At 71.6% G+C, this 26,233-nt stretch carries 23 protein-coding genes and 2 pseudogenes; 8 read left to right on the top strand and 17 right to left on the bottom strand.

The annotated features are described in order from the left end of the window. Window positions 1-16: 16 nt before the first annotated feature. The 7 genes from DC008_RS11510 to DC008_RS11480 are packed head-to-tail and all read right to left on the bottom strand — an operon-like array spanning window position 17 to window position 7,132. Window positions 17-1,045, bottom strand: coding sequence for a 2-hydroxyacid dehydrogenase (locus DC008_RS11510; protein ID WP_108706893.1), 1,029 nt, complete (start codon window positions 1,043-1,045; stop codon window positions 17-19). After that, window positions 1,042-2,121 (bottom strand): ABC transporter ATP-binding protein, encoded by a 1,080-nt coding sequence (locus DC008_RS11505; protein WP_108706892.1) that lies wholly within the window; start codon window positions 2,119-2,121, stop codon window positions 1,042-1,044. Before DC008_RS11505 ends, DC008_RS11510 begins: the two co-directional genes overlap by 4 nt. After that, entirely contained in the window at window positions 2,099-2,923 is an 825-nt protein-coding gene (locus DC008_RS11500; RefSeq protein ID WP_108706891.1) for a DeoR/GlpR family DNA-binding transcription regulator, read from the bottom strand. The genes DC008_RS11505 and DC008_RS11500 overlap by 23 nt, the downstream gene beginning before the upstream one ends. Further along, complete coding sequence (locus DC008_RS11495; RefSeq protein ID WP_108706890.1) at window positions 2,920-4,002, bottom strand: ABC transporter ATP-binding protein; 1,083 nt, start codon at window positions 4,000-4,002, stop codon at window positions 2,920-2,922. The genes DC008_RS11500 and DC008_RS11495 overlap by 4 nt, the downstream gene beginning before the upstream one ends. After that, window positions 3,999-4,829, bottom strand: a complete 831-nt coding sequence (locus tag DC008_RS11490) for a carbohydrate ABC transporter permease (RefSeq protein ID WP_108706889.1) — start codon at window positions 4,827-4,829, stop codon at window positions 3,999-4,001. Before DC008_RS11490 ends, DC008_RS11495 begins: the two co-directional genes overlap by 4 nt. Next, a complete protein-coding gene (locus tag DC008_RS11485) occupies window positions 4,826-5,707 on the bottom strand; it encodes a carbohydrate ABC transporter permease (RefSeq protein WP_108706888.1) in 882 nt (293 codons plus the stop codon). Before DC008_RS11485 ends, DC008_RS11490 begins: the two co-directional genes overlap by 4 nt. A 3-nt stretch (window positions 5,708-5,710) precedes the next feature. Beyond that, a complete protein-coding gene (locus DC008_RS11480) occupies window positions 5,711-7,132 on the bottom strand; it encodes an ABC transporter substrate-binding protein (RefSeq protein ID WP_108706887.1) in 1,422 nt (473 codons plus the stop codon). A 171-nt stretch (window positions 7,133-7,303) separates the two neighbouring features. Here DC008_RS11480 and DC008_RS11475 point away from each other — a divergent pair, with 171 nt between their 5' ends. From DC008_RS11475 to DC008_RS35915, 3 genes and pseudogenes are all read left to right on the top strand, one after another. After that, on the top strand, window positions 7,304-8,770 hold the full coding sequence (locus DC008_RS11475; RefSeq protein ID WP_108706886.1) for an FGGY-family carbohydrate kinase: 1,467 nt from the start codon (window positions 7,304-7,306) through the stop codon (window positions 8,768-8,770). Beyond that, the gene (locus tag DC008_RS11470) at window positions 8,767-9,417 is read left to right on the top strand and encodes a histidine phosphatase family protein (RefSeq protein WP_108706885.1); all 651 of its coding nucleotides are present in this window, start codon (window positions 8,767-8,769) and stop codon (window positions 9,415-9,417) included. Before DC008_RS11475 ends, DC008_RS11470 begins: the two co-directional genes overlap by 4 nt. A 79-nt stretch (window positions 9,418-9,496) precedes the next feature. After that, window positions 9,497-9,589: pseudogene (locus DC008_RS35915) on the top strand (SAM-dependent methyltransferase); the annotation flags it as partial. A gap of 175 nt (window positions 9,590-9,764) precedes the next feature. Here DC008_RS35915 and DC008_RS11460 read toward each other — a convergent pair. The 8 genes from DC008_RS11460 to DC008_RS11425 form a co-directional block, all read right to left on the bottom strand. After that, the gene (locus DC008_RS11460) at window positions 9,765-10,406 is read right to left on the bottom strand and encodes a superoxide dismutase (RefSeq protein ID WP_108706884.1); all 642 of its coding nucleotides are present in this window, start codon (window positions 10,404-10,406) and stop codon (window positions 9,765-9,767) included. Window positions 10,407-10,511: 105 nt separating this feature from the next. After that, window positions 10,512-11,903 (bottom strand): amino acid permease, encoded by a 1,392-nt coding sequence (locus DC008_RS11455; RefSeq protein WP_108706883.1) that lies wholly within the window; start codon window positions 11,901-11,903, stop codon window positions 10,512-10,514. A 121-nt stretch (window positions 11,904-12,024) separates the two neighbouring features. Next, entirely contained in the window at window positions 12,025-12,921 is an 897-nt protein-coding gene (locus DC008_RS11450) for a TauD/TfdA dioxygenase family protein (RefSeq protein WP_108706882.1), read from the bottom strand. Between the two features lie 80 nt (window positions 12,922-13,001). Continuing rightward, a complete protein-coding gene (locus DC008_RS11445; protein ID WP_108706881.1) occupies window positions 13,002-14,342 on the bottom strand; it encodes an LLM class flavin-dependent oxidoreductase in 1,341 nt (446 codons plus the stop codon). A 50-nt stretch (window positions 14,343-14,392) separates the two neighbouring features. Further along, window positions 14,393-15,106, bottom strand: coding sequence for an ABC transporter ATP-binding protein (locus tag DC008_RS11440; protein ID WP_108706880.1), 714 nt, complete (start codon window positions 15,104-15,106; stop codon window positions 14,393-14,395). After that, the gene (locus tag DC008_RS11435) at window positions 15,082-15,930 is read right to left on the bottom strand and encodes an ABC transporter permease (protein WP_108710653.1); all 849 of its coding nucleotides are present in this window, start codon (window positions 15,928-15,930) and stop codon (window positions 15,082-15,084) included. The genes DC008_RS11440 and DC008_RS11435 overlap by 25 nt, the downstream gene beginning before the upstream one ends. A gap of 5 nt (window positions 15,931-15,935) precedes the next feature. Beyond that, entirely contained in the window at window positions 15,936-17,000 is a 1,065-nt protein-coding gene (locus DC008_RS11430; protein ID WP_108706879.1) for an ABC transporter substrate-binding protein, read from the bottom strand. A 225-nt stretch (window positions 17,001-17,225) separates the two neighbouring features. Beyond that, complete coding sequence (locus DC008_RS11425; protein ID WP_108706878.1) at window positions 17,226-18,464, bottom strand: ROK family transcriptional regulator; 1,239 nt, start codon at window positions 18,462-18,464, stop codon at window positions 17,226-17,228. Window positions 18,465-18,928: 464 nt separating this feature from the next. Here DC008_RS11425 and DC008_RS11420 point away from each other — a divergent pair, with 464 nt between their 5' ends. Further along, a complete protein-coding gene (locus tag DC008_RS11420; protein ID WP_055623863.1) occupies window positions 18,929-19,510 on the top strand; it encodes a biotin transporter BioY in 582 nt (193 codons plus the stop codon). Between the two features lie 77 nt (window positions 19,511-19,587). Here DC008_RS11420 and DC008_RS11415 read toward each other — a convergent pair whose 3' ends face one another. Further along, the gene (locus DC008_RS11415) at window positions 19,588-20,307 is read right to left on the bottom strand and encodes a hypothetical protein (protein ID WP_108706877.1); all 720 of its coding nucleotides are present in this window, start codon (window positions 20,305-20,307) and stop codon (window positions 19,588-19,590) included. A 111-nt stretch (window positions 20,308-20,418) separates the two neighbouring features. On the opposite strand from DC008_RS11415, the pseudogene DC008_RS11410 reads away from it, so the two are divergent. Together DC008_RS11410 and DC008_RS11405 are read left to right on the top strand one after the other, a co-directional pair. After that, window positions 20,419-21,222: pseudogene (locus DC008_RS11410) on the top strand (serine/threonine-protein kinase); the annotation flags it as partial. Between the two features lie 1,204 nt (window positions 21,223-22,426). Beyond that, entirely contained in the window at window positions 22,427-23,065 is a 639-nt protein-coding gene (locus DC008_RS11405; RefSeq protein WP_108706876.1) for a hypothetical protein, read from the top strand. 74 nt (window positions 23,066-23,139) lie between these two features. On the opposite strand, the gene DC008_RS11400 is transcribed toward DC008_RS11405, so the two are convergent. Next, a complete protein-coding gene (locus DC008_RS11400; RefSeq protein WP_108706875.1) occupies window positions 23,140-24,624 on the bottom strand; it encodes an amino acid permease in 1,485 nt (494 codons plus the stop codon). A 220-nt stretch (window positions 24,625-24,844) separates the two neighbouring features. Between DC008_RS11400 and DC008_RS11395 the strand changes: the two genes are divergently transcribed. Further along, window positions 24,845-25,336, top strand: coding sequence for a ribose-5-phosphate isomerase (locus DC008_RS11395; protein ID WP_055623859.1), 492 nt, complete (start codon window positions 24,845-24,847; stop codon window positions 25,334-25,336). A 78-nt stretch (window positions 25,337-25,414) separates the two neighbouring features. Then, complete coding sequence (locus tag DC008_RS11390; protein WP_108706874.1) at window positions 25,415-26,224, top strand: Fpg/Nei family DNA glycosylase; 810 nt, start codon at window positions 25,415-25,417, stop codon at window positions 26,222-26,224. The last annotated feature ends 9 nt before the right edge of the window (window positions 26,225-26,233 follow it).

Raw genomic sequence — 26,233 nt, 5'->3', positions numbered from 1 at the left:
ACCTCCTCGCGTCCCGTCACGTCAGGCAGTGCGCGAGCGGCTCGCCGCGCACCCAGCGCCCCACCTCCGCCGCGGCGATCGCCGCCGCCTTCTCCGCCACCGCCCGGGACGCGCCGCCCAGATGCGGGGTGAGCACCACCCGGTCGGTGAGCGCGCGCAGCCGGGACCCGGCGGGCAGCGGCTCGGTCGCGTACGTGTCCAGGGCCGCCGCCGACACCTGGCCGCTCTCCAGCGCGTCGCACAGCGCGTCCTCGTCCAGGAGCGGGCCGCGCGCCGCGTTCACCACGACCGCCCCCCGGGGCAGCAGAGCCAGCTCGCGGGCGCCGAGCAGCCCGCGGGTCTCGTCGGTCAGCCGGGCGTGCAGGGTGATCGCCCGTGAGGCGCGCAGCAGCTCGTCGAGCGAGGCGACCCGCAGACCGTGGATCTCGCCCCGCACATACGGGTCGTGGACCAGCACCCGGGCGCCGAACGCGCACAGCGCCCGGGCCACCCGGCTGCCGACCGCCCCGTAGCCGACCAGACCGACCGGCAGGTCCTCCAGCTCCAGACCGCTGTGCGCGTACGTGTAGTAGGTCGCCCCCTCCCAGCTGCCCCGCCGGGCGAGCAGGTCGTGGGCCTGAGGGATGCGGCGCAGCGCGGACAGCAGCAGGCCGACGGTGAACTCGGCGGTGGCGGCGGCGTTGCGGCCCGGCGCGTAGCAGACGCGGACGTCGTGCCGTTTCGCCGCGTCCAGGTTGACGTTCACCGGGCCGCCCCGGCACACCACCACCAGCCGCAGGGCCGGGCAGGCGGCCAGGACCCGTTCGGTCACCGGGCCCATCTGGGTGACCAGCACCTCGGCGCCGGCGAGCGCGGCGATCAGCTCGTCCTCGGCGTCGCTGGCCTCCGTCACCTCGGCCACCGGGCCGAACGGCTCCAGCGGCCAGCCGAGGGTCAGTTCGGCCGTCTCGCAGTCGGCCTCCCGGGCGAGGGCCTCGCGGATCAGGGACGGCAGGATGAAGTGGTCGCCGGCGGCCACCACACGCACACGGTTCCCGTGGGTCATCGCAGGGAGTCTCCTGTCTCGGCGTCGAAGACATGGGTGAGGCCGGGATCGGCGGTGACATGGACGCGGTCGTCGTGGGCGAGCCGCACCTCGGGCCCGGTGAGGACCACCAGGGGCTGCTCGACGCCGTCGAGGGCGAGGGTGGCGAGGCCCGACTCCAGCAGCGGTTCATGGGCGACGACCCGGGCGGCGAGGCCGTCCTCGCCGCCGAGCGCCAGGTCCTCCGGGCGGATGCCGACCACCACCTCGCGGCCCGCCTCGACCGGCACCGGCAGCGCGATCCGGGCGGTGTCCGACAGCCGGGCACGGCCGTCGGCCGTCACCGTGCCGGGCAGCAGGTTGATGGCGGGTTCGCCCACGAAGTCCGCGACGAAGACGGTGGCGGGGCTGTCGTAGATCTCGTACGGGGTGCCGAGCTGCTGGATCACGCCGTCCTTCATCACGGCGATCCGGTCGGCCAGCGACAGGGCCTCCTCCTGGTCGTGGGTGACGAGGATGGTCGTATGACCCAGATCCCGCTGGATGCGCTTGAGTTCCCGGCGGGTGGTGTCGCGCTGGGCGGCGTCCAGGTGCGAGAGCGGCTCGTCCAGGAGCAGCACGTCCGGCTCGCGGATCAGCGCGCGGGCCAGGGACACCCGCTGTTTCTGGCCGCTGGACAGCCAGGCCGGGCGGGCGTCGAGCACCCCGGTCAGATCGACGCGCTCGGCGATCTCCTTCACCCTGCGGGCCACGTCCGCCCGGTCGGCGCCCTTGCGGGCCCGCAGCCCGAACGCGAGGTTCTCCGCGACCGTCAGGGGCGGGTACAGCGCGTAGTTCTCGAAGGCGACCCCGATGTTGCGCCGCCGCGCCGGGAGGCCGGCCACCGAGACGCCGCCGACCATGATGTCCCCGCCGGTCACCGTCTCCAGGCCGGCGATCATCCGCAGCGTCGTGGACTTCCCGCAGCCCGACGGGCCGAGCAGGCCGAGGAGTTCACCGGAGCGCAGGGCCAGGTCGATGCCGCGGACGGCGTCCACGGGCGGACGGCCCCGCGCCCGGTAGGTCTTGCGCAGATCACGTAGCTCCAGCTCGGTCATCGCCGCCCCTCGTCGCGGGTGAAGTGCACACCTCGTAGCGGACCTTGTGCTCGTCCAGGTCCCGCAGGGCCTCCGGCGACGCCCCGTCGTCCACCAGCAGCAGGTCGAAGCGGGACAGCGGGACCACCCGGTGCAGGGCGGCGCGGGCGAGCTTGGTGTGGTCGATCAGCAGGACGTTGCGCGCGGCCGCGCCGAGCATGGCGCGCTTCACCGACACGATGTGCTGCTCCTGGTGGTAGGCGTAGCCGCCGCGCACGGCCGACGTGGACGCGAAGCAGACGTCGACGCGCAGCTGCTCGATCGCCTCGACGCAGGACACGCCGAGGAACGACGAGTGCAGCGGGTCGTAGTCGCCGCCGAGGGCCATCAGCCGGATGCCCCGCTGGTCGGCCAGCAGGTTGATGGCCTCCAGGAAGTTGGTGACGACCGTCAGCGGGGTGATCTCGCCCAGCCGCAGCCCGCGGGCTATCTCCAGGGTGGTCGTGGAGTCGTCCAGCATGATCGCCATGCCGGGCTCGACGAGCCGCAGGGCCCGGTCGGCGACGGCGGCCTTCTCGGCGCGCATGGTCTTCAGCCGGTACTGCACATTGGACTCGAACACGCCGGAGGGCTGCGCGGTGACGCCGCCCCGGAACTTGCGGACGATGCCCTGCCGTTCGAGTTCGTCCAGGTCCCGGTGGATGGTCATCAGGCTCACCCCGAACCGCTCGGCCAGGTCGGCGGCGGTCGCCGACCCGTCGGCGAGGACCTGCTCGGCCATCGCGGCCTGGCGGGCGGCGGGGCCCTGCTGTGCGTGGTTCATGGTCCGATCCTTCGTCCTGGACGCTCCGGCCGGTCGGCCTCGAACAGCAGCAGGTTCTCAGGCCGGACCGACAGTCGTACCGGATCGTCGGGCCGCAGACCGGCCGCCTCGCCGCGTGGGACGACGAGCGCCACATGCTGTGCGCCGAGCCGCACGGTGACCTCCACCGACCGGCCCAGCACCTCGGTGACGTACACCGTGCCGGTGAGCGTGTGACCGGGGCCTTCGCCCAGCGTCAGGTCGCGGGGCCGGGCACCGACCAGCACGTCGGTGCCCGGCGCCGCCCGCGCCCCCAGGTCCAGCTCGACCGCCCCGTCCGCCGACCGGAAGCCGCCGGGCGTCACCGTGCCCGGCAGCAGATTGATCCGGGGCCGGCCGAACGCCCGCGCGACCTCCGTGTCATGGGGCCGGTACCAGATCTCCTCCCGGGTCCCGGTCTGCACGATCCGCCCGTCCCGGATCACCCCGATCCGGTCGCCCAGCGCCAGGGCCTCCACCGAGTCGTGGGTCACGTACAGGGTGGTGGTGCGGCGCACCGACCCGATCGCCTTCAGCTCGGCCCGCATCTGCTGGCGCAGCTTGGCGTCGAGGTGGGAGAGCGGCTCGTCCAGCAGGAAGGCGCGGGCGGGGCGGACCAGGACCCGGCCGAGCGCGACCCGCTGGCGCTGCCCGTTGGACAGCTGCCCGACCGACCGGTCCAGCAGGCCCGCGATGCCCAGGAGCTCGGCCACCTCCCCGATCCGCTCGCGCGCGCGGGACGCGGGGAGGCGGTGGCGCGGCGAGCGGAGCGGGAAGGCGAGGTTGTCGTACACCGACTTGTGCGGGTACAGGGCGTAGCTCTCGAAGCACATGGCCACGCCCCGGTCGTACGGCTCGACCCCGCGCTGGTCCTTCCCGTCGAGCTCGACGGTCCCGGCGTCGGGAACCTCCAGCCCGGCGACGGTCTTCAGCGTGGTGGTCTTCCCGGCGCCGGACGGGCCGAGCAGACAGAAGAACTCGCCCTCCCGCACGTCCAGGTCGAGCCCGTCGAGCGCACGGACGGCGCCGAACGCCTTGGAGACACCGCGCAGCCGGATCACGACTTCACCGCCCCGAACGACAGCCCCCGCACCAGATACCGCTGGATGGTCAGCGCGAGCAGCAGCGGCGGTACGACGGAGACGAGCGCGGCGGCGGCCGTCAGGTTGTACTTGGGCCGGTCGCCGCCGAGGAAGGACAGCGCGCCGACGGTCACCGTCTGGGCCTCGCTGGAGGTCAGGATGAGCGGGAAGACGAAGTTGTTCCAGGCGAAGATGAACGCCAGCAGCGACACCGCCGCCACTCCCGGCTTGACCAGCGGCAGTGCCACCTTCACGAACGCCTGCTTACGGCTGTAGCCGTCGAGCAGGGCCGCCTGTTCCAGCTCGGGCGTGAGGTCGGCGAAGTACGAGCGCATGATCCACACGATCAGCGGCAGGGTGACGAGCTGGAGCACCCACACCATGCCGACGTACGTGTCGAACAGGCCGAGCTTCTGGTAGAGCACGAACAGCGGGATGATCACGGTGAGTTCGGGCGCGAACCGGAACGACAGCAGCGTGAACATCAGGTTCTCGGACCCCTTGAACCGCCAGCGCGCCGACGCGTACGCCGCCGGGAGGCCGACGAGCAGCGACAGGAGCACCGCGCCCACCGACACCACCAGGCTGTTGACGAAGAACCGCACGAACGGGATGCCCTCGCTGTCGCCGAGGACCGTGCGGTAGCCGTCGAGGGTGGGGGAGAAGGAGAAGTAGGTGGAGAACAGCTGGTTCGCCGGCTTCAGCGAAAGGATCACCATCCAGGCGATCGGGAACAGCGCGAAGACGAAGTAGAGGACGAGGGCGGCGTCGGCCAGCCACCCCAACAGGCGCTTCTGCACGGTCATTTCACCTCCGCCGCCTTCCGCTGGATCTTCCCGAGGTGCTTCACCAGCACCATCGCCGCGAGGTACACCACGGCCCACAGCACGATCGTGTAGCTGATGCCGAACGAGTAGCGCTGGAAGCGGATCGCCTCCAGATAGGCCCGGATCTGCAGGACGACGGTGGAGTCGCCCGGACCGCCCTCCGTGAGGGCGTAGATGATGTCGAACACCTTCAGCGAGTCCATGAACCGGAAGATCACCGCGACCAGGACGTACGGCCACAGCATCGGCAGGGTCAGCCGGCGGAAGGTGTACCACCAGCCGGCCCCGTCGACGGCCGCCGCCTCGAACGGCGAGGTGGGCAGCGACCGCAGCCCGGCGAGCGCGAGGATCGCCACGAACGGGGTGTAGACCCACACGTCCACGGCGATGGACGACAGCAGGGCCCCGGTCGGGGTGTCCGTCCACTGGACCCCGCCCAGCCCGAAGGGCCGCAGCAGATGGTTCACCACCCCGACCGACGGCTGGAGCATCAGCTTCCAGATGATCGCCGCGATCACCGGGGCGATCATCAGCGGCAGGATCAGGATCTTCTCCAGCACCCGCCCGATGACCGACGACCGGTGCAGCAGCAGGGCGACGGACACCCCGAGGACCGTCTCGACGACGGCGGCGCCGACCGCGTACAGGACCGTCACCCAGGCGGAGTTCCAGAACGCCTCCTGGGTGAAGACGGTCGTGTAGTTCTCCAGCCGCACCAGGTCCGGCTGCGGCTTGCTCGCCGAGAAGTCGAACAGCGTGTAGTACAGGCCGAGCCCGAACGGGTACAGGATTCCGCAGGTCAGCAGCAGGGCGGGGACGATCAGGAGGTACGGGCGCAGGGCGGGCCGCCATCCCATCGGCTAGCCCACCTTGTCGGCGAGGTCGCCCGCCAGGCCGTTCAGCACCGACTTGGCGTTCTCGCCGCCGTAGATCTCCTGCAGGGCCGCCGCCCAGCTGGTGGTGGCGTCGAAGAACTGCTCCTGCGGGGTGAACTGGATCTTCGTCTGGTCGACGACCGTCTCGAACGTCTCGATGAAGCCGGGCAGGTGCCTCATCTTGTCCTTGTACGCCGGGTCGTCGGCGATCGACCTGCGCACCGGGTCGATGTGGTTGTGGGTGATCGCGCTCCTGCGCAGATGCTCCTTGCCGGTCGCCCACTGCAGAAAGAGCCAACTGGCGCTCTTTCGCTTGCTCCTGGCGTTCATGCCGAGCGACCAGATCCACATGTTGGTGGCCAGCGAGCCGTCCGGCCCCTTCGGACCGGGGTGGAAGGCGATCTTCCCGGAGGCCGGGCTGGCGCCCTCGACCGCTTGGAAGTAGGCGGCGGTGTCCGCGTCGAACAGCATCCCGGCCTTCTTCGCGCCCAGATCGCTGGAGCACTGGTACCAGGTGTACGACGTCCACGACGGCGGCCCGCCCTGCTTGACCATGCCGGCCCAGTCCCGGGTGAACGCGACGGCCTCGGGGCTGTTCATCGCCGGGGTGAGCCTGCCGCCCTCGACCGTGAAGTCCTTCAGGCCGTTGCGGGCGTACATCGTCATGAAGCCGGGGTGGATCGTCGCCCAGCTCCGTGAGCCGCGCACGGCGATCCCGTACATGCCGTCGAATCCGGCGCCCGGCGCCTTGCGCTTGATGGTCCCGGCGATGTCCCGCAGCTCGTCGAAGGTCTCGGCGGGCCTGAGGCCCAGCTTCTTGAAGACCTCCGTGTTGTAGGCGACGACGTTGGTCTCCCAGCCCCACGGCAGCGCGTACTGCCCGCCCTGCCCGAGCGGGGCGCCCGCCTTCAGGGACCACTGGTCGGCCTGGAGGAGGTTGGGGAAGAAGTCGGCCTGGTCCCATTCGGCGGCCGTGGCCGAGGAGTTGCGCATCCAGGGGCCGAGGTCCTCCAGCCAGCCGGGCGGCCCGTACTGCCACACCATGTACGCGCCCAGCATGAAGACGTCGTAGGAGGCGCGTCCGCTGGACAGGTCGACGGTGAGCTTGTCGAAGTAGTTGTCCTCGGGGAAGACGTCGTACTCGACCTTGATCCCCGTCTTCTCGGTGAACGACTTCAGGTCGGCGATCAGGGCGTCCGTGTACGGGTGCTTGTTCAGCAGTGCCTTGACGGTCGTGCCCTTCTCCCGCTTCCAGTCGAAGGAGCCGGTGACGTCGTCCGCCGCCGAGCCGTCGCTCTTGTCGTCCCCGCCGCCGAAACCGGTCCCGCAGGCGCTCAGCAGCGGGGTGGCGGCCAGGGCGGCGCCCAGCGCCAGGAAGCGCCGGCGGTCGTGCGCGTGCGTGTCCATCCGTGACCTCCACGTGGGGGCTCGGGCCATCCGGGTGCGAGGGGTTGCAACACGGCGAGTCGACTCGTTAACAGAGGGTGGAACCAAGGAAGTTGGGCGTCAATCCCTCGCGCACGGGAAAATATCGGTGCAGAGTGAGAAGTTAACGTTTCCAACTGTGCGGGAGACCGGATGGCGCACCGGGACGAGGCGACCTGGCTCGGGATCGACCTGGGCACCCAGAGCGTGCGCGCCCTGCTGGTCACCGGGGACGGCACGGTCCTCGGCAGCGGCTCGGCGCCGCTGGCCGGCCGGCGCGACGGCGTACGGCACGAACAGGATCCGGCCTCCTGGTGGGACGGCCTGTGCGTCGCCACCCGTGCCGCACTGCGCGGCCGGTCCGGCACCCCGATCGGCGGGCTCGCGCTCTGCGGGACCTCCGGCACCGTGCTGCTCACCGACGGCGCCGGCCACCCGACGAGCCCCGCGCTCATGTACGACGACGCCCGCGCGACGCAGCAGGCGGCGCGGGCGCGCGGCGCCGGGCTCGCCGTGCAGGACACCTGGGCGTTGCCCAAGGCGCTGTGGCTGACCGAGGCCCACGGGCCGGGCCGCATCACCCACCAGCCGGACCTGATGGTCCTGCTCCTCACCGGCGCGCTGCCCCCGGCCGACTCCAGCCACGCCCTGAAGACCGGCTACGACCTGGAGCGCGACGCCTGGCCGGACGCGCTGGCCCGGCTCGGGCTGCCCGACGAGGCGGTCCCGGACGTCGTGCCGCCCGGCACCCGGCTCGGCGAGGTGTCCGTGTCCGCCGCCGACGCCACCGGCATCCCCGCCGGCACCCCCGTCGTCGCCGGCATGACCGACGGCTGCGCGGCCCAGATCGCCTCCGCCGCGCTGCGCCCCGGCGCCTGGAACTCGGTGCTCGGCACGACGCTCGTCCTCAAGGGGGCCTCCCTCACCCCGGTCCGCGACCCGTCCGGCGTGGTCTACAACCACCGCGCCCCCGACGGCAGCTGGCTGCCCGGCGGCGCCTCCAGCGTGGGCGCGGGCGTCCTCACCGCCGCGTTCCCCGGCGCCGACCCCGCCGTCATGGACGAGCGGGCCGCCGCCCACGAGCCCTCCGGCGCCGTCACCTACCCGCTGGTGTCACCCGGCGAGCGGTTCCCGTTCCTGGCTCCCGGCGCCACCTCCCTCGTCCTCGGCGAACCGGAGTCCGACGCCGACCTGTGGGCCGGGCTCCTCCAGGGCGTCGCCTTCGCCGAACGCCTCTGCCTGGACTATCTGCACCACCTCGGCGCCCCCGTCGACGGCCCGCTCACCTTCACCGGCGGCGCCGCCCGCAGCCCGTACTGGAACCAGCTGCGCGCCGACGTCCTCGGCCGGCCTGCCCGGGTGCCCCGGCAGACCGAACCGGCCCTGGGCATGGCCGCGCTGGCGGCGTACGGCACGGGCGCGGCACCGGCACTCACGGACGCCGCGGAGGCCATGGTCCGACTCGGCCCGCCCGTCGAGCCCCGCCCCGCCCACACCGCCCGCTTCGCCGAGCCCTACGCCCGCCTGGTCGACGAACTCATGGCCCGCGGCTGGCTCCCCCCACCGGTCGCGGCGCACGCACACGCCCGCCTCGACGACGGGGATACTGCCGACTCATGACGACGAGCACGAGCACGACGCTGCTCCTGTCCCGGCACGGGCAGACGATCTGGCACGCCGAGAACCGCTACGCCGGGGTCAGCGACGTGCCCCTCACCGACACCGGGCGGGCCCAGGCCGAGGCGCTGGGCCGATGGGCCGCCGCGCACCCGGTCGACGCCGTCTGGACCTCGCCGCTGTCCCGGGCCGTCGTCACGGCCGAGCCCGCCTGCCGTGCCCTCGGCCTGACCCCGCGCCGCGAACCGGGCCTGCGCGAATGCGACTTCGGCGTACTGGAGGGCCGTACGCTCGCCGAGTTCGCCGCCGAGAACCCGGCCGCCGCGGAGGCGTACCGCGCCGACCCGGTGGCGCATCCGTTCCCGGACGCCGAGGACCCGACGGCCGCCGCCCGTCGCGGAGTCACCGCCCTGCGGGAGATCGCCACCGCCCACCCCGGCGAACGGGTGCTCGTCGTCGCCCACAACACCCTGCTGAGGCTGGTCCTGTGCACCCTGCTCTCGATCCCGCCCCGCGAGTACCGCCGTGTACTCCCACGCCTGCGCAACACGGCCCTCACCGAACTCCGCCTGAGTGCCGGTGGACAGGCGGCACTTCTCTCCCTGAACGTCCCCTGCGAACCGGACCCGCGTAGCACGATGACCCCATGACGGAGATCGACACCTCGGGACCGCGTTCCACCCGCATCTGGAACTAGGGGGGGTGTCTTGTCGGCAAGGACGACTACCCTCCCGCACCCTCGATCTCTCCCGGCCCACGGCCCTGATCCTCAGCAACATCCTCGGCCATGTCGACGGCCACGACCGGGCCCGCGACCTGGTCGGCGGCTGGCCCGGCGAGGAGGATGCTCGGCCGGTCGGGCAGCACGGGGGCTGGGGCGCAACCCCTGACGACACCGGAGGCCCCCGCGAGTCACGTCCTCGCGGGGGCCTCCGTTCTTCCGCCTGCCGGGCGTGAGCGGTGAGAAGACGATCACGAGGCAGGACGACTCACGGGATCAAGGGGCCAGCAGCAGCGCGTCCGTGCGGGAGCGGGCGGCCGTGTAGCGGGCGGCGACGTCCTGCCAGTTCACGACCTGCCACATCGCCTCGATGAAGTCCACCTTCTGGTTGCGGTACTGCAGGTAGAAAGCGTGCTCCCAGGCGTCGAAGACCAGGATCGGGGTGGCGCCCTGGCCGACGTTGCCCTGGTGGTCGTAGACCTGCTCGACGATCAGCCGGCCGCTCAGCGGCTCGTACGCGAGCACACCCCAGCCCGAACCCTGCGTGGTCGCGGCCGCCTTGGACAGCTGCGCCTTGAAGTGGGCGAAGGAGCCGAAGGACTCGGCGAGGGCGTCGGCGAACTCGCCCACACCGTCCTTGTCCAGCGGCTCGCCGCCGCCGTCGCCGGACATGTTCCGCCAGTAGATGCTGTGCAGGATGTGCCCGGACAGATGGAAGGCCAGGCTCTTCTCCAGCCCGTTGATCGACCCCCACGCCTCCTTGTCCCGCGCCTCGGCCAGCTGCTCCAGCGTGTCGTTGGCTCCCTTGACGTAGGCCGCGTGGTGCTTGTCGTGATGCAGCTCGATGATCTCGGGGCTGATCACGGGCGCGAGCGCGGCGTAGTCGTAGGGCAGGTCAGGGAGTGTGTAGACGGGCATGGAGGTCCCCTCGGCTCTCTTGTTGCAAGTAGCTTGCAATAACAAGCTAACAGCAAAAAGCCCCCGTGTGGATCACACGGGGGCTTCGCCGGGGGAGCGGACCGGTCAGCTCCGGGCGCGCGAGCGCTGCCAGGCGTAGCCGACGGCCGCCAGGAACAGGGTCATCGCACCCGTCGAGTACAGCTGCACCCGCGTGTCGGCCTCGCGGGCCATCAGCACGAAGATCGCGGCCATCCCGGCCAGCGCCACCCACGTCAGCACCGGGAACGCCCACATCCGCACGACCAGCTTCTCCGGCGCCTCGCGCTCCAGACGCCGGCGCAGCCGCAGCTGCGAGGCCGCGATGAAGATCCAGACGACCAGGATCACCGCGCCGATCATGTTCAGCAGCCACGGGAAGACGTCGTCGGGACGCCAGTACGACAGGACGACGCACACGAAGCCGAAGACGGACGACGCGAGGACCGCGACCCTCGGCACACCGCCCGCGACCTTGCCCAGCGCCGCCGGGCCCTGGCCCCGCTGCACGAGGGAGTAGGCGATCCGCGAGGAGCCGTAGATGTTGGCGTTCATGGCGCTCAGCAGGGCGACCAGGACCACCACGTTCATCAGCTGCCCGGCACCGGGGATGCCGAGCCGGTCGAGGGTGGCCACGTACGGGCCCTTCTCGACGACCGCCGCGGAGTCCCAGGGGACCAGGGTGACCACGACTGCCATCGAGCCGATGTAGAACAGGGCGATCCGCCACATGGCCGTGCGCACCGCGCGCGCCACCCCGCTGACCGGGTCCTCCGACTCGGCGGCGGCGATGGTGACCGTCTCCATGCCGCCGTAGGCGAAGACCGACGCCAGCAGGCCGATGATCAGTCCCTCGGTGCCGTTCGGGAGAAAGCCGCCCTCACCGGTGAGGTGCGCGGTCCCGGGCGCGTCCGTGCCGGGCAGCAGACCGGCGATGGCCAGCCCGCCCAGCACCAGGAACAGCGCGATCGCGCCGACCTTCAGCGCGGCGAACCAGAACTCGAACTCACCGAAGTTCTTCACCGCGGCCAGGTTCGCGCCGCAGAACACCACCATGAACAGGGCCACCCACGCCCACTCCGGGGTGCCGGGCAGCCAGCCGGTGACGATCTTCGCCGCGCCGATGCCCTCCAGCCCGACGGCCGTGCACAGCAGGACCCAGAAGGACCAGCCGGCGGTGAACCCCGCCCAGGGGCCGATCGCCCGCTCGGCGTGCGCGGAGAAGGAACCGGAGGAGGGATACGCGGCCGACATCTCGCCGAGCATCCGCATCACCAGCATCACGAGGAGGCCGGAGACGACATAGGCGACGACGATCGACGGTCCGGCGGCGGCGATGCCCGCACCGGACCCGACGAACAGCCCGGCGCCGATGACACCGCCGAGGGCGATCATCGACAGATGGCGCTGTTTGAGGCCGTGGGACAGGGGGGCGTCGGCCGCCTTCGCGGGCGTCGACTCGGTGGTGCTGTTCTGCATGGGCGCGGCTCGTCCAATGCGTGAGAGGGCAAAAAACCCCCACAGCATGGGCAGCCTCTCCGCTCAGGAGGAGAGGCTGCCCACTATGCGGACACCGGCCGCACCCTGTGTGATCCCTGTGTCACGCGGCGACCGGCGTGTAGTGCGACGCGTCCCCCTCGATCGAGTAGCTCTCCTTGCCCTCGATACCGGCGGGCACGTCACCGGCGACGGTCACCCGGTGCAGCCGGCGAGGCAGGCCGTCGTAGTTGTCGACCGCGTAGTGCTGGGTGATGCGGTTGTCGAAGACGACCAGCTGGTTCTCCGACCAGCGGTGGCGCAGGATGTTCTCCGGCCGGGTGACGTACGCCTGCAGCAGGTCGAGGATCCTGCGGGACTCGCCCGGCGACAGACCCACGATCCGCTGCGCGAACCCGCCGATGAACAGACCGCGCTCCCCGGTCAGCGGGTGGACGCGCACGACCGGGTGGACCGTGCGGTACGTGATCGACGTGAACTGGGCGCGCTGGGCGGCCTGCCGCTCGTCGATCTCCTCGTCCGGCACCGCGTAGTCGTAGTCGTTGGTGTGCTCCGCCCACAGGCTGTCCGCCAGATTTCGGAGCGGCTCGGGCAGCTGGCGGTAGGCGGCCGCCGCGTTGGCGATCAGCGTCTCGCCGCCGTACGGCGGGAGGGTGATGCTGCGCAGGGTCGTGGCCTGCGGCGGGTTGAGGACGAACGTCACGTCGGTGTGCCAGTGGTTGGCGGCACGGCCCCGCTCGCTGTCCACCGGAAGCACGTTGGGGGCGCCGGCGATCGAGGAGACCGTCGGATGGGCGGTGGTGACGTCGCCGAAGTGACGGACGAAGTCCTGGTGGGTGGCGTCGTCCAGGTTCACGTCCTCGAACACGAGCGCCTTGTGGGCGTTGAGGGCCTCGCGCAGCGCGGCGACGGTCTCCCCGTCGAGCGGCCGGGAGATGTCGACGCCGGACACCCGGGCGCCGATGTGCGCGGTGATCTTCTGGATCTCGATGCCTGACACGGGCGGGTCCTTTCGGTAGGGCTGACTCAGGTGACTCAGGTGACTCAGGTGACTCAGGTGACTCAGGTGACTCAGGTGGCTCAGACGAGGGCGTTCTCGCGGACGGTGTACTGGTTGGCGGGGCGCGGCAGGCCGTAGCGCTCGCGCAGCGTCCGGCGCGGCCCGTACGCGGTGCGCAGCAGACCGCGCCGGCGCAGGATCGGCACCACGTGGTCGACGAAGGCGTCCAGACCGGAGGGGAGCACCGGCGGCATGATGTTGAAGCCGTCGGCCGCTCCTTGCGTGAACCACGTCTCGATGGCGTCGGCGATCTGCTCCGGGGTGCCGGCGAAGGTGAGGTGGCCGCGACCGCCGCCTAGCCGCCCGATCAGCTGCCGGACCGTGAGGCGTTCGCGTCGGGCCAGCTCCACGACCAGCGTGTACCGGCTCTTGGCGCCCTCGACGGCGTCCTCGGACGGCAGGTCGGCGGGGAGCGGGCCGTCCAGCTCCAGGGTGCCGGGCGCCAGCTGCAGCAGGCTCTCCAGCCGGGCCACCCCGTGCGTGTGCACGATGTGGTCCTCCAGCACCTGCTCGGCGGCCCGCGCCTCGGCCTCCGTGGAACCGATCACCGGGACGATGCCCGGCAGCACCTTGATGTGGTCGGGGTCCCGGCCCGCCTCGGCCGTACGGGCCTTCAGGTCGGCGTAGAACGAACGCGCGTCCTCGATGGTCTGCTGCGCGGTGAACACGGCCTCCGCGTACCGCGCGGCGAAGCGCTTGCCGTCCTCGCTCGACCCGGCCTGCACGAGCAGCGGGTGGCCCTGCGGGGTGCGCGGCACATTGAGCGCCCCCTCGACCCGGAAGTACGTCCCCCGGTGCCGCGGCGGATGGATCTTCGCGTCGTCGCCCCACACACCGGCCGCCTTGTCGGCGACGATCGCGTCGTCCTCCCAGCTGTCCCACAGCTTCCGGGCGACGTCCACGAACTCGGCGGCCCGGGCGTAGCGCTCGGCGTGCGCGGGCTCCGCGTCCAGGCCGAAGTTCCGGGCGGCCTCGGCACCGGCGGTGGTGACGATGTTCCAGCCGGCCCGGCCGCCGCTGACGATGTCCAGCGAGGCGAACTTGCGGGCCAGGTTGTACGGCGAGTTGTAGGACGTCGACGCGGTGGCGATCAGCCCGATGTGCTCGGTGGCCGTCGCCAGCGCGGTCAGCAGCGTCAGCGGCTCCAGGGCGCCGGCGGGCCGCTGCGCGAGATTGCTCCACAGCTGCGGGCCGTCGGCGAGGAACAGCGAGTCGAAGGTGCCGCGCTCGGCGGTCCGCGCCAGCCGTACGTAGTGCGCGAGATCGACGTGCGCGTACGGATCGCTCTCCGGGAGCCGCCAGGAGGCCTCGTGGTGGCCGGTGTTCATGAGGAAGGCGTTCAGATGGAGCTGTCGGGTCATGGGAGTCCTCGGTCGGGGGGAGTAGGGGGCGCGATCGTGGGGACCGGTGGTCACCTCGAGTCCTCGGTGACGCCGAGCGCCGCGAGCAGCCGTTCCCGGTACGCCGACCGGGGTGTGTCGCGGTCGATCGTGACGTCGAGCGCGATCCGGCCGTGCTCCAGGACGAGCACCCGGTCGGCGAGCACGATCGCCTCGTCGACGTCGTGGGTGACGAGCAGGACGGACGGGCGGTGGCGCTCCCACAGCTCCCGCAGCAGGTTGTGCATCTTGATCCGGGTCAGCGCGTCCAGCGCCCCGAACGGCTCGTCCGCGAGCAGCAGTTCGGGTTCGCGCACCAGGGACCGGGCGAGCGCGGCCCTCTGTGCCTCACCGCCGGACAACTCGTTCGGCCAGGCCCGCTCCCTGCCCTCCAGGCCGACCTCGGCGAGGGCTTGGCGGCCCCGCTCCGCCGCGTCCTTGCCGTCGAGGCCGAGGAGGACGTTGTCCAGGACCCGGCGCCAGGGCAGCAGCCGGGAGTCCTGGAAGACCACGGACACCCGCTCGGGGGCCGTGAGTTGCCCGCTGCCGGTGACTTCGCGGTCCAGGCCCGCGACGGCCCGCAGCAACGTGCTCTTCCCGGAGCCGCTGTGCCCGAGCAGCGCCGTGAACTGGCCGGCGGGCAGATCGAGGTCGATGCCGTCGAGGACCGTCCGTCCTTCGAACGACCGGGTCAGGCCGCGCAGTTGCACGGCGGGACGGGTCAGCTGCTCAGTGTGCGGCGCCACGTCAGCACCCTCCGTTCGATGAGGCGGACAGCGGTGTCGGAGACCAGGCCGAAGACGCCGTAGACGACGAGCCCGACGAGAATGACGTCGGTCTGGCCGTAGTTCTGCGCCTGGAACATCAGATAGCCGAGGCCGCTGGTGGCGTTGATCTGCTCCAGCACCACCAGGCCCAGCCAGGACCCGGTCACGCCGAGCCGCAGCCCGACGAAGAAGCCGGGCAGCGCGCCCGGGACGACGATCTGCCGGATGAAGCGGAGCCGGTTCAGGCCCTGCACCTCGGCGGGTTCCACGAAGCGGCTGTCGATGCCGGACAGCGCGGCATGGGTGTTCAGATAGATCGGGATGTAGACGACGATGGCGATGATCGCGATCTTGAAGGTCTCGCCGATGCCCAGCCACAGGATGAACAGCGGGATGAGACCCAGCGTCGGGATGGCCCGGTTGAGGTTGACCGTCCCGTCGATCAGCGCCTCCCCGGTCCGGGTCAGCCCCGACGCCAGTGCCAGGACGACCCCGGCGGTGAGCCCGATGACGAACCCGGTCGCCGCCCGCTGCAACGACGTCAGCACGTCGTCCGGCAGGGTCCCGTCCGTCCACAGATGGGCGCCGGTCTCGACGACCGTCCAGGGCGCCGGGATCGCGCCGGGGTCGAGGGCTCCGGCGGCGGAGGCGGCGGCCCACAGCACGACGAGCAGTAGAGGGCCGGCGAGCCGGGCGGCGGGAAGGCGGCGGCCGGGGGTCAGGGGGCGGCGCCGGCGGACGCGGCGGTCCGGCCCGGCGAGGGGTGGTGCCTCGGGAACGGTCGTGGTGGTCGTGGTCGTCATGGCGGTCACCTCCGGTATTCCGCGGACACGGCCTTGGCCGCGATGCCCTCGAAGCGGTGGTCGAAGAGTTCGCCGACGTCGAACTTCTTCACGAAGCCGCCCTCCGCGAGCAGATCGGCGGTCTCCTGCTCCCACTCGATGGCCTCGCGCCAGCTCGGCGGGAACAGCGGCTTGTTGGCGAGCTCCGTGATCGCCTCGGCCTGCGCCAGGCTCAGGTTCTGCGTCTTGACGTAGAACTCTCGGTTCCAGACGTCCGGGTGCTCGTACGCCCACACCTGGCCCTTGGCCCAGTACGGGATGTAGGCGGCGACCGCGGCGGCCTTCGCCTTGTCGTTCAGCACCGAGACCGGCGCCCACAGCAGGCTGAGCAGGTCGACGACGTCCGTGGGGATGGTGCGGGCGCCCTTGCCCTCGTACTGCGTCAGATACGCGGGGGCCTGGCTGTTGGCGAGCGGGGCGATGTCGACCTGGCCGGACTGCAGGGCGGTGAGGAACTGGTTGCTGGTGAGCGGCACCAGCTCCACGTCGTCGTACTTCAGGCCCGCCTTCTTCAGCGCCCGCAGCAGGACGACGCCCTGCGCCTGGCCCTGTGAGAACGCCAGCCGCCTGCCCTTGAAGTCCGCGACCGTGCGGATGTCGCTGCCGGGCTTGGTGGCGAAGAGGTAGTTCGGCTTGCGGGTGATGTTGATCGCCACGATCTTGGCGTCGAAGCCCTGGTAGTACGCCTGGATCGGCGGGATCCCCGCGTTGTTGGCCAGGTCCAGCGAGCCGGAGCGGAAGGCGTTGATGACGTCGGGGCCGGCGCCGATGTTCAGCCAACTGCTCACCTCGAACGGTGGATCCCCCAACTTCGCGAGCCTGAGCTGCAGTTGCTGGGCGTTCTGGTACGAGGCGATCTTCAGCGAGGTGCCCGCGGGCACCTTGGCGGCGAGCGGGGCGGTCGAGGCGCCCTCACTGCCGGCGGCCGCGCTGCCGGCGCAGCCGCTGAGTCCCGCGACACCGGCCACGGCACCGAGCGCCGAGGTCAGGAAGAGCCGCCGGTCGACACCGGACACGGAGGAGGAAGGCATGGGAGGACTCCACAGGGAGATGGAAGGGAAACCAGGGAAAAGAGCATGCGGAATTCAGGGAGCGGGCCGGGAAATGGCCGGGAAAAGAGAATTCACGCAGGGGAGGATGAGCGCCTCACACGCGGCGACGTGTCAGCAACAGTGGGTGCGACAGCTCACGAAAAGGCTCATGACCAGCATGTTCCCGGTCGCGGGTGATCGCTGTCAATATTCGGAGTTTCTGAATTAAATAGCCTCAGGTGAAACGCTCGAGGACACACCCAGAGGGTCCCGGTACAGCACGTCCAGAGCCACCGAACCGCCCGCCACCGCCAGCACGGAATCCGGGAAACTCGACGGCACGACCGACGCCGCGCGCCCGTCGCCCACGGCCACGCGCAGCGCCCCGAGACAGTCCTCACGGCTGAGGACACCGATCTCCGTGACGACGACGGTCTCCGGGTTGAGCACGTCGAGCAGCAGCCCCACCGCCCGGCCGGTCGTCCGCGCCCGCTCGGTCAGCAGCCGTACGGCCGTCGCGTCCCCGTCCCGTGCCGCGCGCACCACGTGCCGGGGGTTCCAGCCGCCGATGACCCCGGCCGCCCGCGCCCGGCGGCACAGCGTCCGCTCGCTCAACTCGGCCTGGAGGCAGCCGGTCCGGCCGCAGGCGCACCGCTCCGTGCCGCCGGGCACAGGCAGATGGGCGATCGCGCCGGCCTGCGACCGGGGACCGTGATGCACCTCGTCGTTCGTCGCGAACGCCGCGTCGACCACGTTGCCGACGAACAGGTGCAGCACACTGCGGCTGCCGCGCGCCCGCCCGAACAGCCGCTCCGCGTTCACCAGCGCCCGTGCGTGCCCGTCCACATGGACCGGCAGTCCGGTACGCGCTTCGAGCACCTCGCGCACCGGCACCTCCCGCCAGCCCAGCAGCGGATGCTCGACGACCACCCCCGAGGCCCGGTCCACCCAGCCTCCGGCCGCGAAGCCGACCCCGAGCGGCCGGGCCCCCGGCCGCTCGCCGAGCAGCGCGGCCAGCGTCCCGGCGGCCCGGTCCAGCACGTCGTACGGATCGGCCGGACCGGAGTGCGGGATCTCCCGGTGCGCCACGACCCGGCCGCGCGGATCGAGCAGCGCCACCGTGGTGTACGGCACCGCCACATGCACCCCGCCGACGACGAGCCGTGAGTCGTCCAGGTCGACCGGTACGTGCGGGCGTCCGACCCCGCCGGACGGCCGGGGTGCCGCCGCCTCACGGATCAGGCCCAGCCCGGCGAGCCGGGCGCAGTGGCCGGTCACCGACGCCGGGGACAGTCCGGTCAGCCGGGCGATGGTGCTGCGCGCCACGGGCCCGTGCTCCAGCACGGAACGCAGGACGACACTCGCGCTGGTCCGCCGCCGGTCCGGGTCGGCGATCCGGGGAATCGGGGACGAGGAGGGGGTGGTCGAGGGGGACGTCAGGATGGGTGCCGCGGTACGGGGCATGGGGGAACTTTCTCGGGATCCGGTCCGACACTGCGCCGTGGAGAACGGCGAGCCGGGCCGGGTCACCCGGGCCGGCTCACCCCGGACGGCGACAGGCGGCGGCACCCACGCGTCGCAGGTCGACATGGCGACGCGACGTGAAGTTCCGGGACTGGGCGACCATGCGTTCGAAGCTAGCAAAGCGCGCCGGTGCTGCCCAGACGGCGACCGACGGGCGAGACGGTTCTTCATACGCGGGCAACATGATTGGTGGAACCCTACAGACGGCCCGGACCCCCGGCCTGTGAGCCGAACGTCCCTGCCTCAGTGACCGGCATCACCCCGGACGGTGTGTACGGCACCTCCTTTGTCCGGAGCCCACCAAGCCCATGATCCCGCCTTTGTCGACCACTGACGGTGAGGGAGCGGAACACCCTGGGATAGCGTCACAGCGTCCCGTACCGCCCTCACCTCGCGGAGTCCCCATGAGCACCGCCGCCGCAGCCCCCGCACGCACCGGACAGGTCCTCGCCGACCTGCTCCCCGCCTCCCGCGTCCGCGACATCGCGCTCGTCGCCGGCGGTGCCGCCCTCACCGGCCTGGCCGCCCAGATCTCCGTGCCCGTGCCGGGCTCCCCGGTGCCGGTGACCGGCCAGACCCTCGCCGTGCTGCTGGTCGGCACCGCGCTCGGCGCCGGCCGCGGCTTCCTCTCGCTCGCGCTGTACGCGCTGGCCGGCATGGCGGGCGTGCCGTGGTTCGCGCAGGGCACCTCGGGAGCCACCGCCCCGTCCTTCGGCTACATCCTCGGCATGATCCTCGCCGCCACCGTCGTCGGCGCCCTGGCCCGTCGCGGCGCCGACCGCACCGCACTGCGCACCGTCGGCGCGATGCTGCTCGGCGAGGCGATCATCTACGCCGTCGGCGTCCCCTACCTCGCCCTCGCCACCGGCATGTCGGCGTCCGCCGCGATCGCGGCCGGTCTGGTGCCGTTCCTCGTGGGCGACGCGGTGAAGGCGGCGCTGGCGATGGGCGCGCTGCCCACGGCCTGGAAGCTGCTCGACCGCTGACGCGGCATCACCCAGAGCGAGAGGCTCGCCGGTCGCACACGCGACCGACGAGCCTCTCGTCCTTTCCGTTCCGCCTGTCAGTCCTGCGGGGTCCGCCGGAACTGCGACCACCACAGGCCCGCCGCGCCTGCGGTCAGCAGGGCCGCCCCGGCCGCGCCCAGCGGCAGGACGTCACGGGCGAGGCCGGTCTTGGGCAGTTCGTCGGCGCCCGGCGCCACCGGCTTGTTGTCCGTGCCGAGCAGCAGCGGTGTGGCCGGGGCGTCCGGTGACGGATTGGTCGTGCCGAACGGCACCGGGCCCTGCTGCCAGTACGTCTTCTTGCCGTCCCCGGTCTGGACGGGCAGGCAGATCTTGCCCTCCTTGCGTACGTCGAACGTCGCGTCCACGGCGTACGACTTCGAGCCACCCGCGGGGAGATTGTCGAGCGGGCAGGCGAAACCGCTGTTCGAGCCCTCGGGGAGGGCGGCCTTGTCGATGGCCGAGCAGCCCTCGACATTCTTGACCGTCAGGCCGTCGAACCCGACGACCAATAGCTGGATCTTTCCGCTGTCCTTGGTCCCTTCGTTCTTGACGGTGGCAGTGATCCCGGTTTTCTGCGAACTGTTGTCCACCGAGATTTTCTCGGGCAGTTCGGTGGTGAGCCTCACTCCCGCCGGTGCCTCGTCGATGACCTTTCCCCCCTTGCTGCTGCCGGGCCCCTGGTCATCCGCACTGGCGGTGAACGAGAAGATCATCACTGCCGAGAAAGATGTCGCGACCAGCGATCCCGCGATGGCCGTCGTGTGACGAGAACTCATGTTCGTCCCCCTTGCCTGCGCCTGAATTCGCAGTACTTGAAGAGCTACCACAAGATTTCTCCGCACTATGCTGGTACGGCCTGAAGTGTGACCATTGTGTTTCAATGGCGGATGTCCGATGCGGCATCGAGGGGGTGCAGCGGATTGCCGGGGAATACGAGAAGCGGTGGGGTTCCGGGTTTACTGGTGACGGGGCGCTATCGATTGGTCGAGAGTATCGGCCAGGGGGGAATGGGACGGGTGTGGCGGGCGGTCGACGAAATGCTCGACCGGCTGGTCGCCGTCAAGGAAATGCGGATAGACGGCCTCGATCCCGAGGACACCCGCACCCGCCGTGAACGCACCCTGCGCGAGGCGCGGGCGACGGCCCGGATCGACCACCCTCATGTCGTACGGGTCTACGACGTCGTCGACGAGGGTGAACACCTCTGGATCGTCATGGAGTTGGTGGCCGGCCGCTCCCTGGAGCGCATCATGGCGGAGGACGGCCCGCTGGGCCCCGCCGAGACCGCCAGGATCGGCCTCGGCCTGGTGGCGGCCCTGCGGCAGGTGCACGCGCGCGGTGTACTGCACCGGGACATCAAGCCGGGGAACGTCCTGGTCGAGACGGAGGCCGCGCGCGGGCGCGGGCGCGTGGTCCTGACGGACTTCGGCATCGCGGCCATCCAGGACGCCAAGGCGCTCACGATGGTCGGCATGCTGGTCGGCTCCCCGGACTACATGGCCCCCGAGCGCATCTCCGGGCGCCCTCAGGGGCCGCCGTCGGACGTCTGGTCCCTGGGCGCGACCCTGTGCGCGGCCCTGGCCGGCCGCTCCCCCTTCTCCCGCGACACGACACTGGCGACACTGCACGCGGTCCTCTACGAGGAGCCCCAACTCCCGCCCACTGCAGGCCCCTTGCACCCCATCCTGACGGCCCTCCTCCAGAAGGACCCGTCCGCCCGCCCAACCCTGGACACCCTGGAGTCCTCCCTGACCCCAGTGGCCTCCCCACCCCCCACCCCCACGATCCCGGTCCCCCACCCACTCCTCCCACCCCAGCCCCCGCCCCTCGCACCGACGGAGGGCTTCACCCCGACGCCACCTCCGCCCCGGAACAGACGCCCGGCGGGGACACCGAGACGGCAGCGCAAAACCACGGGGGCCGGGACCCCGAGCCCGCAGCGCGGAACCTCGGCCAGGACCCCGCGGCCGCCGCGCCGCCACCACCAAAAGGGCCGGCCCCCACGCCGCACCCGGCCCCGGAGCCGACCGGTGGCCCGGGCGCCGAGAGGGCGGCGCGGGCGGGCGCCGTCCCCGGACAGGGCCCGTCTGGCGCTGGACCACGGGCACCGGAGGGGTTCGCCTCCCCGCCCCGCCCGGCCCCGGAGCAGACCGGTGGCCTGGACGCCGGCACCTCGGCGGGGGAGGGCGCTGCCCCTGGGCACGGCTTGGCGGCCGTCGCGCAGCCGCCACGGGAGGGGTTCGCCCCCAGGCCCCGCCCGGCCCTGGAGCAGACCGGTGGCCTGGACGCCGGCACCTCGGCGGGGGAGGGCGCCGGCCCCGGACACAGCCCGGTGGGCGGCGCGCCGCCGGAGGCCGTACCTTCCGGCGCGCCGGACACTCCCGCTACGGCGCCGACCGGGGCCGGAGTCCCCGCGCCCGAGCCGGGTGCCGTTGCCGAAGCGCCTGTGCCGGGGCCGCTCGGTGCCGGGCCGGAGCCGGGCGGTCCAGCCGCCGGGCCCGCGTCAGGCGCTCCCGGCGCGGCAACCGCATCCGGCGTGGTCGCACCGGCACCGCCCACCCCGGACGCCCCCCGGGCCCCCGACCCCCGCCTGCCGAACGACGTGCACGACGCCATCCCGACCAGGCGCACGCCTGCATCCGGGGCGGACCACCAGGCCCCCGCCCCGATCAAGCGGACACCCGCCTCCGAGGCAGACCATCGGCCCCCCGCCGCCACCTCGCCCCCCGAAGCGATCACCACACCCCCATCCACCTCCCCCACCCCACAGCCCGCTCCTCGGCGCTCCACAGCCCCTCGCCGACCCCACTCCCCGAACCCCCGTCCGGCCGGACCACGAACCCCACCCCGAAGCCCCCCGGCGTCTCCCTCCTCCGCCCCGGGAGCCCCCTTCCGGTGAGCGAAACGCCAGCGCCCGCCCTCCGCCCCCGGCGCAACCGGCGCCGTATCGCCGCAGCCGTCGCGGTCACCGCCGTCCTCGCGGCCGCGATCGTCACCGGCGTCCTTCTCAACGGCACCGGCTCGCCCGGCGGCGACAAAGCCGAGGCCGGGCCCTCGGCGTCCCGAGCCGCGTCCTCGCCCACCGTGGAGGGCACCGCACGCCCGCAGAGCCTGCCGCCCGGCGCCCACCGGGAGGCGGGCGGGTTCGCCTGGGCGACCCCCGAGGGCTGGAAGCGCAACGTCAAGACCGGTGCCGAGGTGCACTACACCGCCCCCGACGGCAGCCAGGAACTCGCCGCCAAGTCGTCCCTCGCCCGCGGCGACCTCATGGACTCCTGGGAGAAGTCCGAGCAGGACGCCCGCCAGGGCGCCGACTACCGCAAGATCCGCCTGGAACGGACGACCTTCCGGGACCGCCCCGCGGTCGTCTGGGAGTACACCTTCACGCTCCAGGGGGAGTCCTGGCACGCCCGGCTGCTCGGCTTCACCGAGGACGGCAGGGCGTACCAGATCAACACCTGGTACCGCCCGGAGGCCGAGGAGCAGGCCCTGGAGACCTACGCCCGGGTCAGGGACAGCTTCACGGTGCTGTGACCACGAGGGCACGAAAAGGGGAGGGGCGGCGGGAACGTCCCGCCACCCCTCCCCAGGGCCCTACGAGCCGACCGTCAGCCGGTCTTGACCTTGCCCGGCGACGCGTCCTCCGCGTCCTCCACGTCGGGACCGGCCACCACGGCAGCGGTCCCGCGTCCGGCGCCCACCTTCTCCTTCACGAACGCCACGATCAGGACGAGCGCGGCCACGAGGAGCGACAGCAGCACGGTCTTGCGGCCGTCGTGCTCGGTGTCCGTGAGCATGTAGCCGAGGACGAAGACGATCAGCGCGGCCGTCGCCCAGGTCAGATACGGGTACAGCCACATCTTCACGACGAGCTTCTCCGGCGCCTCGCGCTGGATGATCCGGCGCATGCGCAGCTGCGAGAAGCAGATCACCAGCCACACGAACAGGGCGACCGCGCCGGAGGAGTTGACGAGGAAGAGGAAGACCGAGTCGGGGAACTTGTAGTTGAAGAACACGGCCACGAACCCGAACGCGACGGACGCGAGGATCGCCGTGCGCGGCACGCCGTTGCCGGTGGTGCGGCCGAAGCCCTTGGGCGCGTCCCCGCGCTGGCCCAGCGAGAAGGCCATGCGGGAGGCGGTGTAGAGGCCGGAGTTCAGACAGGACAGCACCGAGGTCAGCACGATGAAGTTCATGATCTGACCGGCGTGCGGGATGCTCAGCGAGTCCAGGGCGGCGACGTACGAGCCGTCCTCGGCGATCGCCTTGCTGTCCCAGGGGAGCAGCGACACCACGACGAGGATCGAGCCGAGGTAGAAGACGGCGACCCGCCAGATGATGCTGTTGGTGGCCTTCGTGACGGCCTTCTGCGGGTTCTCCGACTCACCGGCGGCCAGCGTGGCGATCTCGCTGCCCATGAAGGAGAAGACGACCAGCAGCACACCGGTGAGGATCGCCCCCGGACCGTTGGGCAGGAAGCCGCCGTGGCCGGTGAGGTTGCTGAGTCCCGCCTGGTCGCTGTCGACGCCCGGCAGCACGCCGAAGACCGCGAGCCCGCCGATCACGATGAACGCGGCGATCGCGACGACCTTGATGCCGGCGAACCAGAACTCGAACTCGCCGTACGACCCGACGGACACCAGGTTCGTCGCGGTCAGCACGATCATCACGATGAGGGCCCAGGCCCACTGCGGTACGGCCGGGATCCAGCCCTCCAGGATCACCGCGCCGGCGGTCGCCTCGACCGCCAGCACGACCACCCAGAAGAACCAGTACAGCCAGCCGATGGAGAAACCGGCCCAGCGCCCGAGGGCCCGGTCGGCGTGGGCGGAGAAGGAGCCGGAGGTCGGGTTGGCCGCGGACATCTCACCGAGCATGCGCATCACCAGCACCACGAGCGTGCCGACGAGCGCGTACGAGAGGAGGATGCCGGGTCCGGCCGTGGCGATACCGGAGCTGGACCCGACGAAGAGCCCGGCACCGATGACACCACCGATGGCGATCATCGAGAGATGGCGGTCCTTGAGCCCTGCCTGGAGGCCATGGCCGCCGACAGCCGGTGCGGCCGTCTTCTTTGTCGGCTGCGAAGTCATGGAACGGAATTTCCTTTGCGCCGTGGGGAGCGGTCCTCGTACGAAGCGGATCACGCCGGTGTACGAGCCGGACCAGTGAATCGGAGGAGAACCGATTCGGGAACCTTTGATTCGGGATTGTTACTTGAGGTTTCCTTGAGCTTCTATAGTCCACATCACAGTTTCCAAGGCGTGGCCACCCGACGCTGCTGCCCCACGGCCGCCGTGTCACACTCGTTGCATGCGCGTGTATCTCGGCTCCGACCATGCGGGCTTCGAACTCAAGAACCACCTCGTCGACTGGCTGAAGGCCGCCGGTCACGACCCGGTGGACTGCGGGCCCCACATCTACGACGCCCAGGACGACTACCCGCCCTTCTGCCTCCGCGCGGCGGAGCGGACGGCCGCGGACCCCGAGGCGCTCGGCATCGTGATCGGCGGCTCCGGCAACGGCGAGCAGATCGCGGCGAACAAGGTGAAGGGCGTCCGCGCGGCGCTCGCCTGGAGCGAGGAGACGGCGGCGCTCGGCCGTCAGCACAACAACGCCAACGTCGTGGCCGTCGGCGCGCGCATGCACACCACCGAGGAGGCGACGAAGTTCGTCGAGACCTTCCTCGGCACCCCGTACTCGGGTGAGGACCGTCACACCCGCCGGATCGAGATGCTCAGCGCCTACGAGACCACGGGCGAGCTCCCCCCGATCCCGGCCCACCACCCGCAGCAGGAGCAGTAACGCCGACCGGAGGCCGGGGGCACCGCCCCCCGGCCGGACCGCACGCACCGGTCCCCGGGAGACGACGAAGGAGCCACCGTGCCTGAGGGGCACACCATCCACCGGCTGGCCCAGGACTACGCCGCCGCCTTCCGCGGCACGTCACCCCGGGTCACCAGCCCCCAGGGCAAGTTCTCCGACGCCGCGGCCCTTCTGGACGGCGCCGAGCTCACCCGCACCGACGCCCACGGCAAGCACCTCTTCCTGGGCTTCCGCGACACCGACTGGGTCCACATCCACCTCGGCCTCTTCGGCAAGGTGAACTTCGGCCCCGCTCCCGCGCCGCCGCCCACGGACACCGTCCGGCTGCGCCTCGCGAACCCCACCGCCTACGTCGATCTGCGCGGACCCACCACCTGCGCCCTGATCACCGGCACGGAGAAGACGGCCGTCCACGACCGCCTCGGCCCTGACCCGCTGCGCCCCGACGCCGACCCGCAGCAGGCGTACCGGCGGATCTCCCGCAGCCGTACGTCCATCGCGGCTCTGCTCATGGACCAGAAGGTCGTCGCCGGCGTCGGCAACGTCTACCGGGCCGAGGTCCTCTTCCGGCACGGCATCGACCCCTACCGGGCCGGCCGGGACATCACCCCGGCCCAGTGGGACGCGATCTGGGCGGACCTCGTCGCGCTGATGCGCGAGGGAGTCCGCAAAAACCGCATCGACACCGTCCGCCCCGAGCACACCCCGGAGGCGATGGGCCGCCCGCCGCGCGTCGACGACCACGGCGGCGAGGTCTACGTCTACCGCAGGGCGAACCAGCCCTGTCACCTCTGCGGCGGCGAGATCCGCACCGCCGGCCTCGCCGCCCGCAACCTCTTCTGGTGCCCGGGCTGTCAGACGCCCTGACCGCGCGGG

This window comes from Streptomyces nigra, assembly GCF_003074055.1.
In the GTDB taxonomy this organism is placed as follows: domain Bacteria; phylum Actinomycetota; class Actinomycetes; order Streptomycetales; family Streptomycetaceae; genus Streptomyces; species Streptomyces nigra.
Note: the sequence above shows the minus strand (reverse complement) of the source record. Positions and strands in the feature narration are given on the sequence as shown.

Excerpts from the sequence above, each read along its gene's own strand:
- DC008_RS11445 (WP_108706881.1), bottom strand. The coding sequence starts at position 14,342 with ATGACCCGACAGCTCCATCTGAACGCCTTCCTCATGAACACCGGCCAC.
- DC008_RS11400 (WP_108706875.1), bottom strand. The coding sequence starts at position 24,624 with ATGACTTCGCAGCCGACAAAGAAGACGGCCGCACCGGCTGTCGGCGGC.
- DC008_RS11415 (WP_108706877.1), bottom strand. The coding sequence starts at position 20,307 with ATGAGTTCTCGTCACACGACGGCCATCGCGGGATCGCTGGTCGCGACA.
- DC008_RS11395 (WP_055623859.1), top strand. The coding sequence starts at position 24,845 with ATGCGCGTGTATCTCGGCTCCGACCATGCGGGCTTCGAACTCAAGAAC.
- DC008_RS11505 (WP_108706892.1), bottom strand. The coding sequence starts at position 2,121 with ATGACCGAGCTGGAGCTACGTGATCTGCGCAAGACCTACCGGGCGCGG.
- DC008_RS11430 (WP_108706879.1), bottom strand. The coding sequence starts at position 17,000 with ATGCCTTCCTCCTCCGTGTCCGGTGTCGACCGGCGGCTCTTCCTGACC.
- DC008_RS11490 (WP_108706889.1), bottom strand. The coding sequence starts at position 4,829 with ATGACCGTGCAGAAGCGCCTGTTGGGGTGGCTGGCCGACGCCGCCCTC.
- DC008_RS11455 (WP_108706883.1), bottom strand. The coding sequence starts at position 11,903 with ATGCAGAACAGCACCACCGAGTCGACGCCCGCGAAGGCGGCCGACGCC.
- DC008_RS11420 (WP_055623863.1), top strand. The coding sequence starts at position 18,929 with ATGAGCACCGCCGCCGCAGCCCCCGCACGCACCGGACAGGTCCTCGCC.
- DC008_RS11460 (WP_108706884.1), bottom strand. The coding sequence starts at position 10,406 with ATGCCCGTCTACACACTCCCTGACCTGCCCTACGACTACGCCGCGCTC.
- DC008_RS11470 (WP_108706885.1), top strand. The coding sequence starts at position 8,767 with ATGACGACGAGCACGAGCACGACGCTGCTCCTGTCCCGGCACGGGCAG.
- DC008_RS11480 (WP_108706887.1), bottom strand. The coding sequence starts at position 7,132 with ATGGACACGCACGCGCACGACCGCCGGCGCTTCCTGGCGCTGGGCGCC.
- DC008_RS11425 (WP_108706878.1), bottom strand. The coding sequence starts at position 18,464 with ATGCCCCGTACCGCGGCACCCATCCTGACGTCCCCCTCGACCACCCCC.
- DC008_RS11500 (WP_108706891.1), bottom strand. The coding sequence starts at position 2,923 with ATGAACCACGCACAGCAGGGCCCCGCCGCCCGCCAGGCCGCGATGGCC.
- DC008_RS11510 (WP_108706893.1), bottom strand. The coding sequence starts at position 1,045 with ATGACCCACGGGAACCGTGTGCGTGTGGTGGCCGCCGGCGACCACTTC.
- DC008_RS11485 (WP_108706888.1), bottom strand. The coding sequence starts at position 5,707 with ATGGGATGGCGGCCCGCCCTGCGCCCGTACCTCCTGATCGTCCCCGCC.
- DC008_RS11435 (WP_108710653.1), bottom strand. The coding sequence starts at position 15,930 with ATGACGACCACGACCACCACGACCGTTCCCGAGGCACCACCCCTCGCC.
- DC008_RS11475 (WP_108706886.1), top strand. The coding sequence starts at position 7,304 with ATGGCGCACCGGGACGAGGCGACCTGGCTCGGGATCGACCTGGGCACC.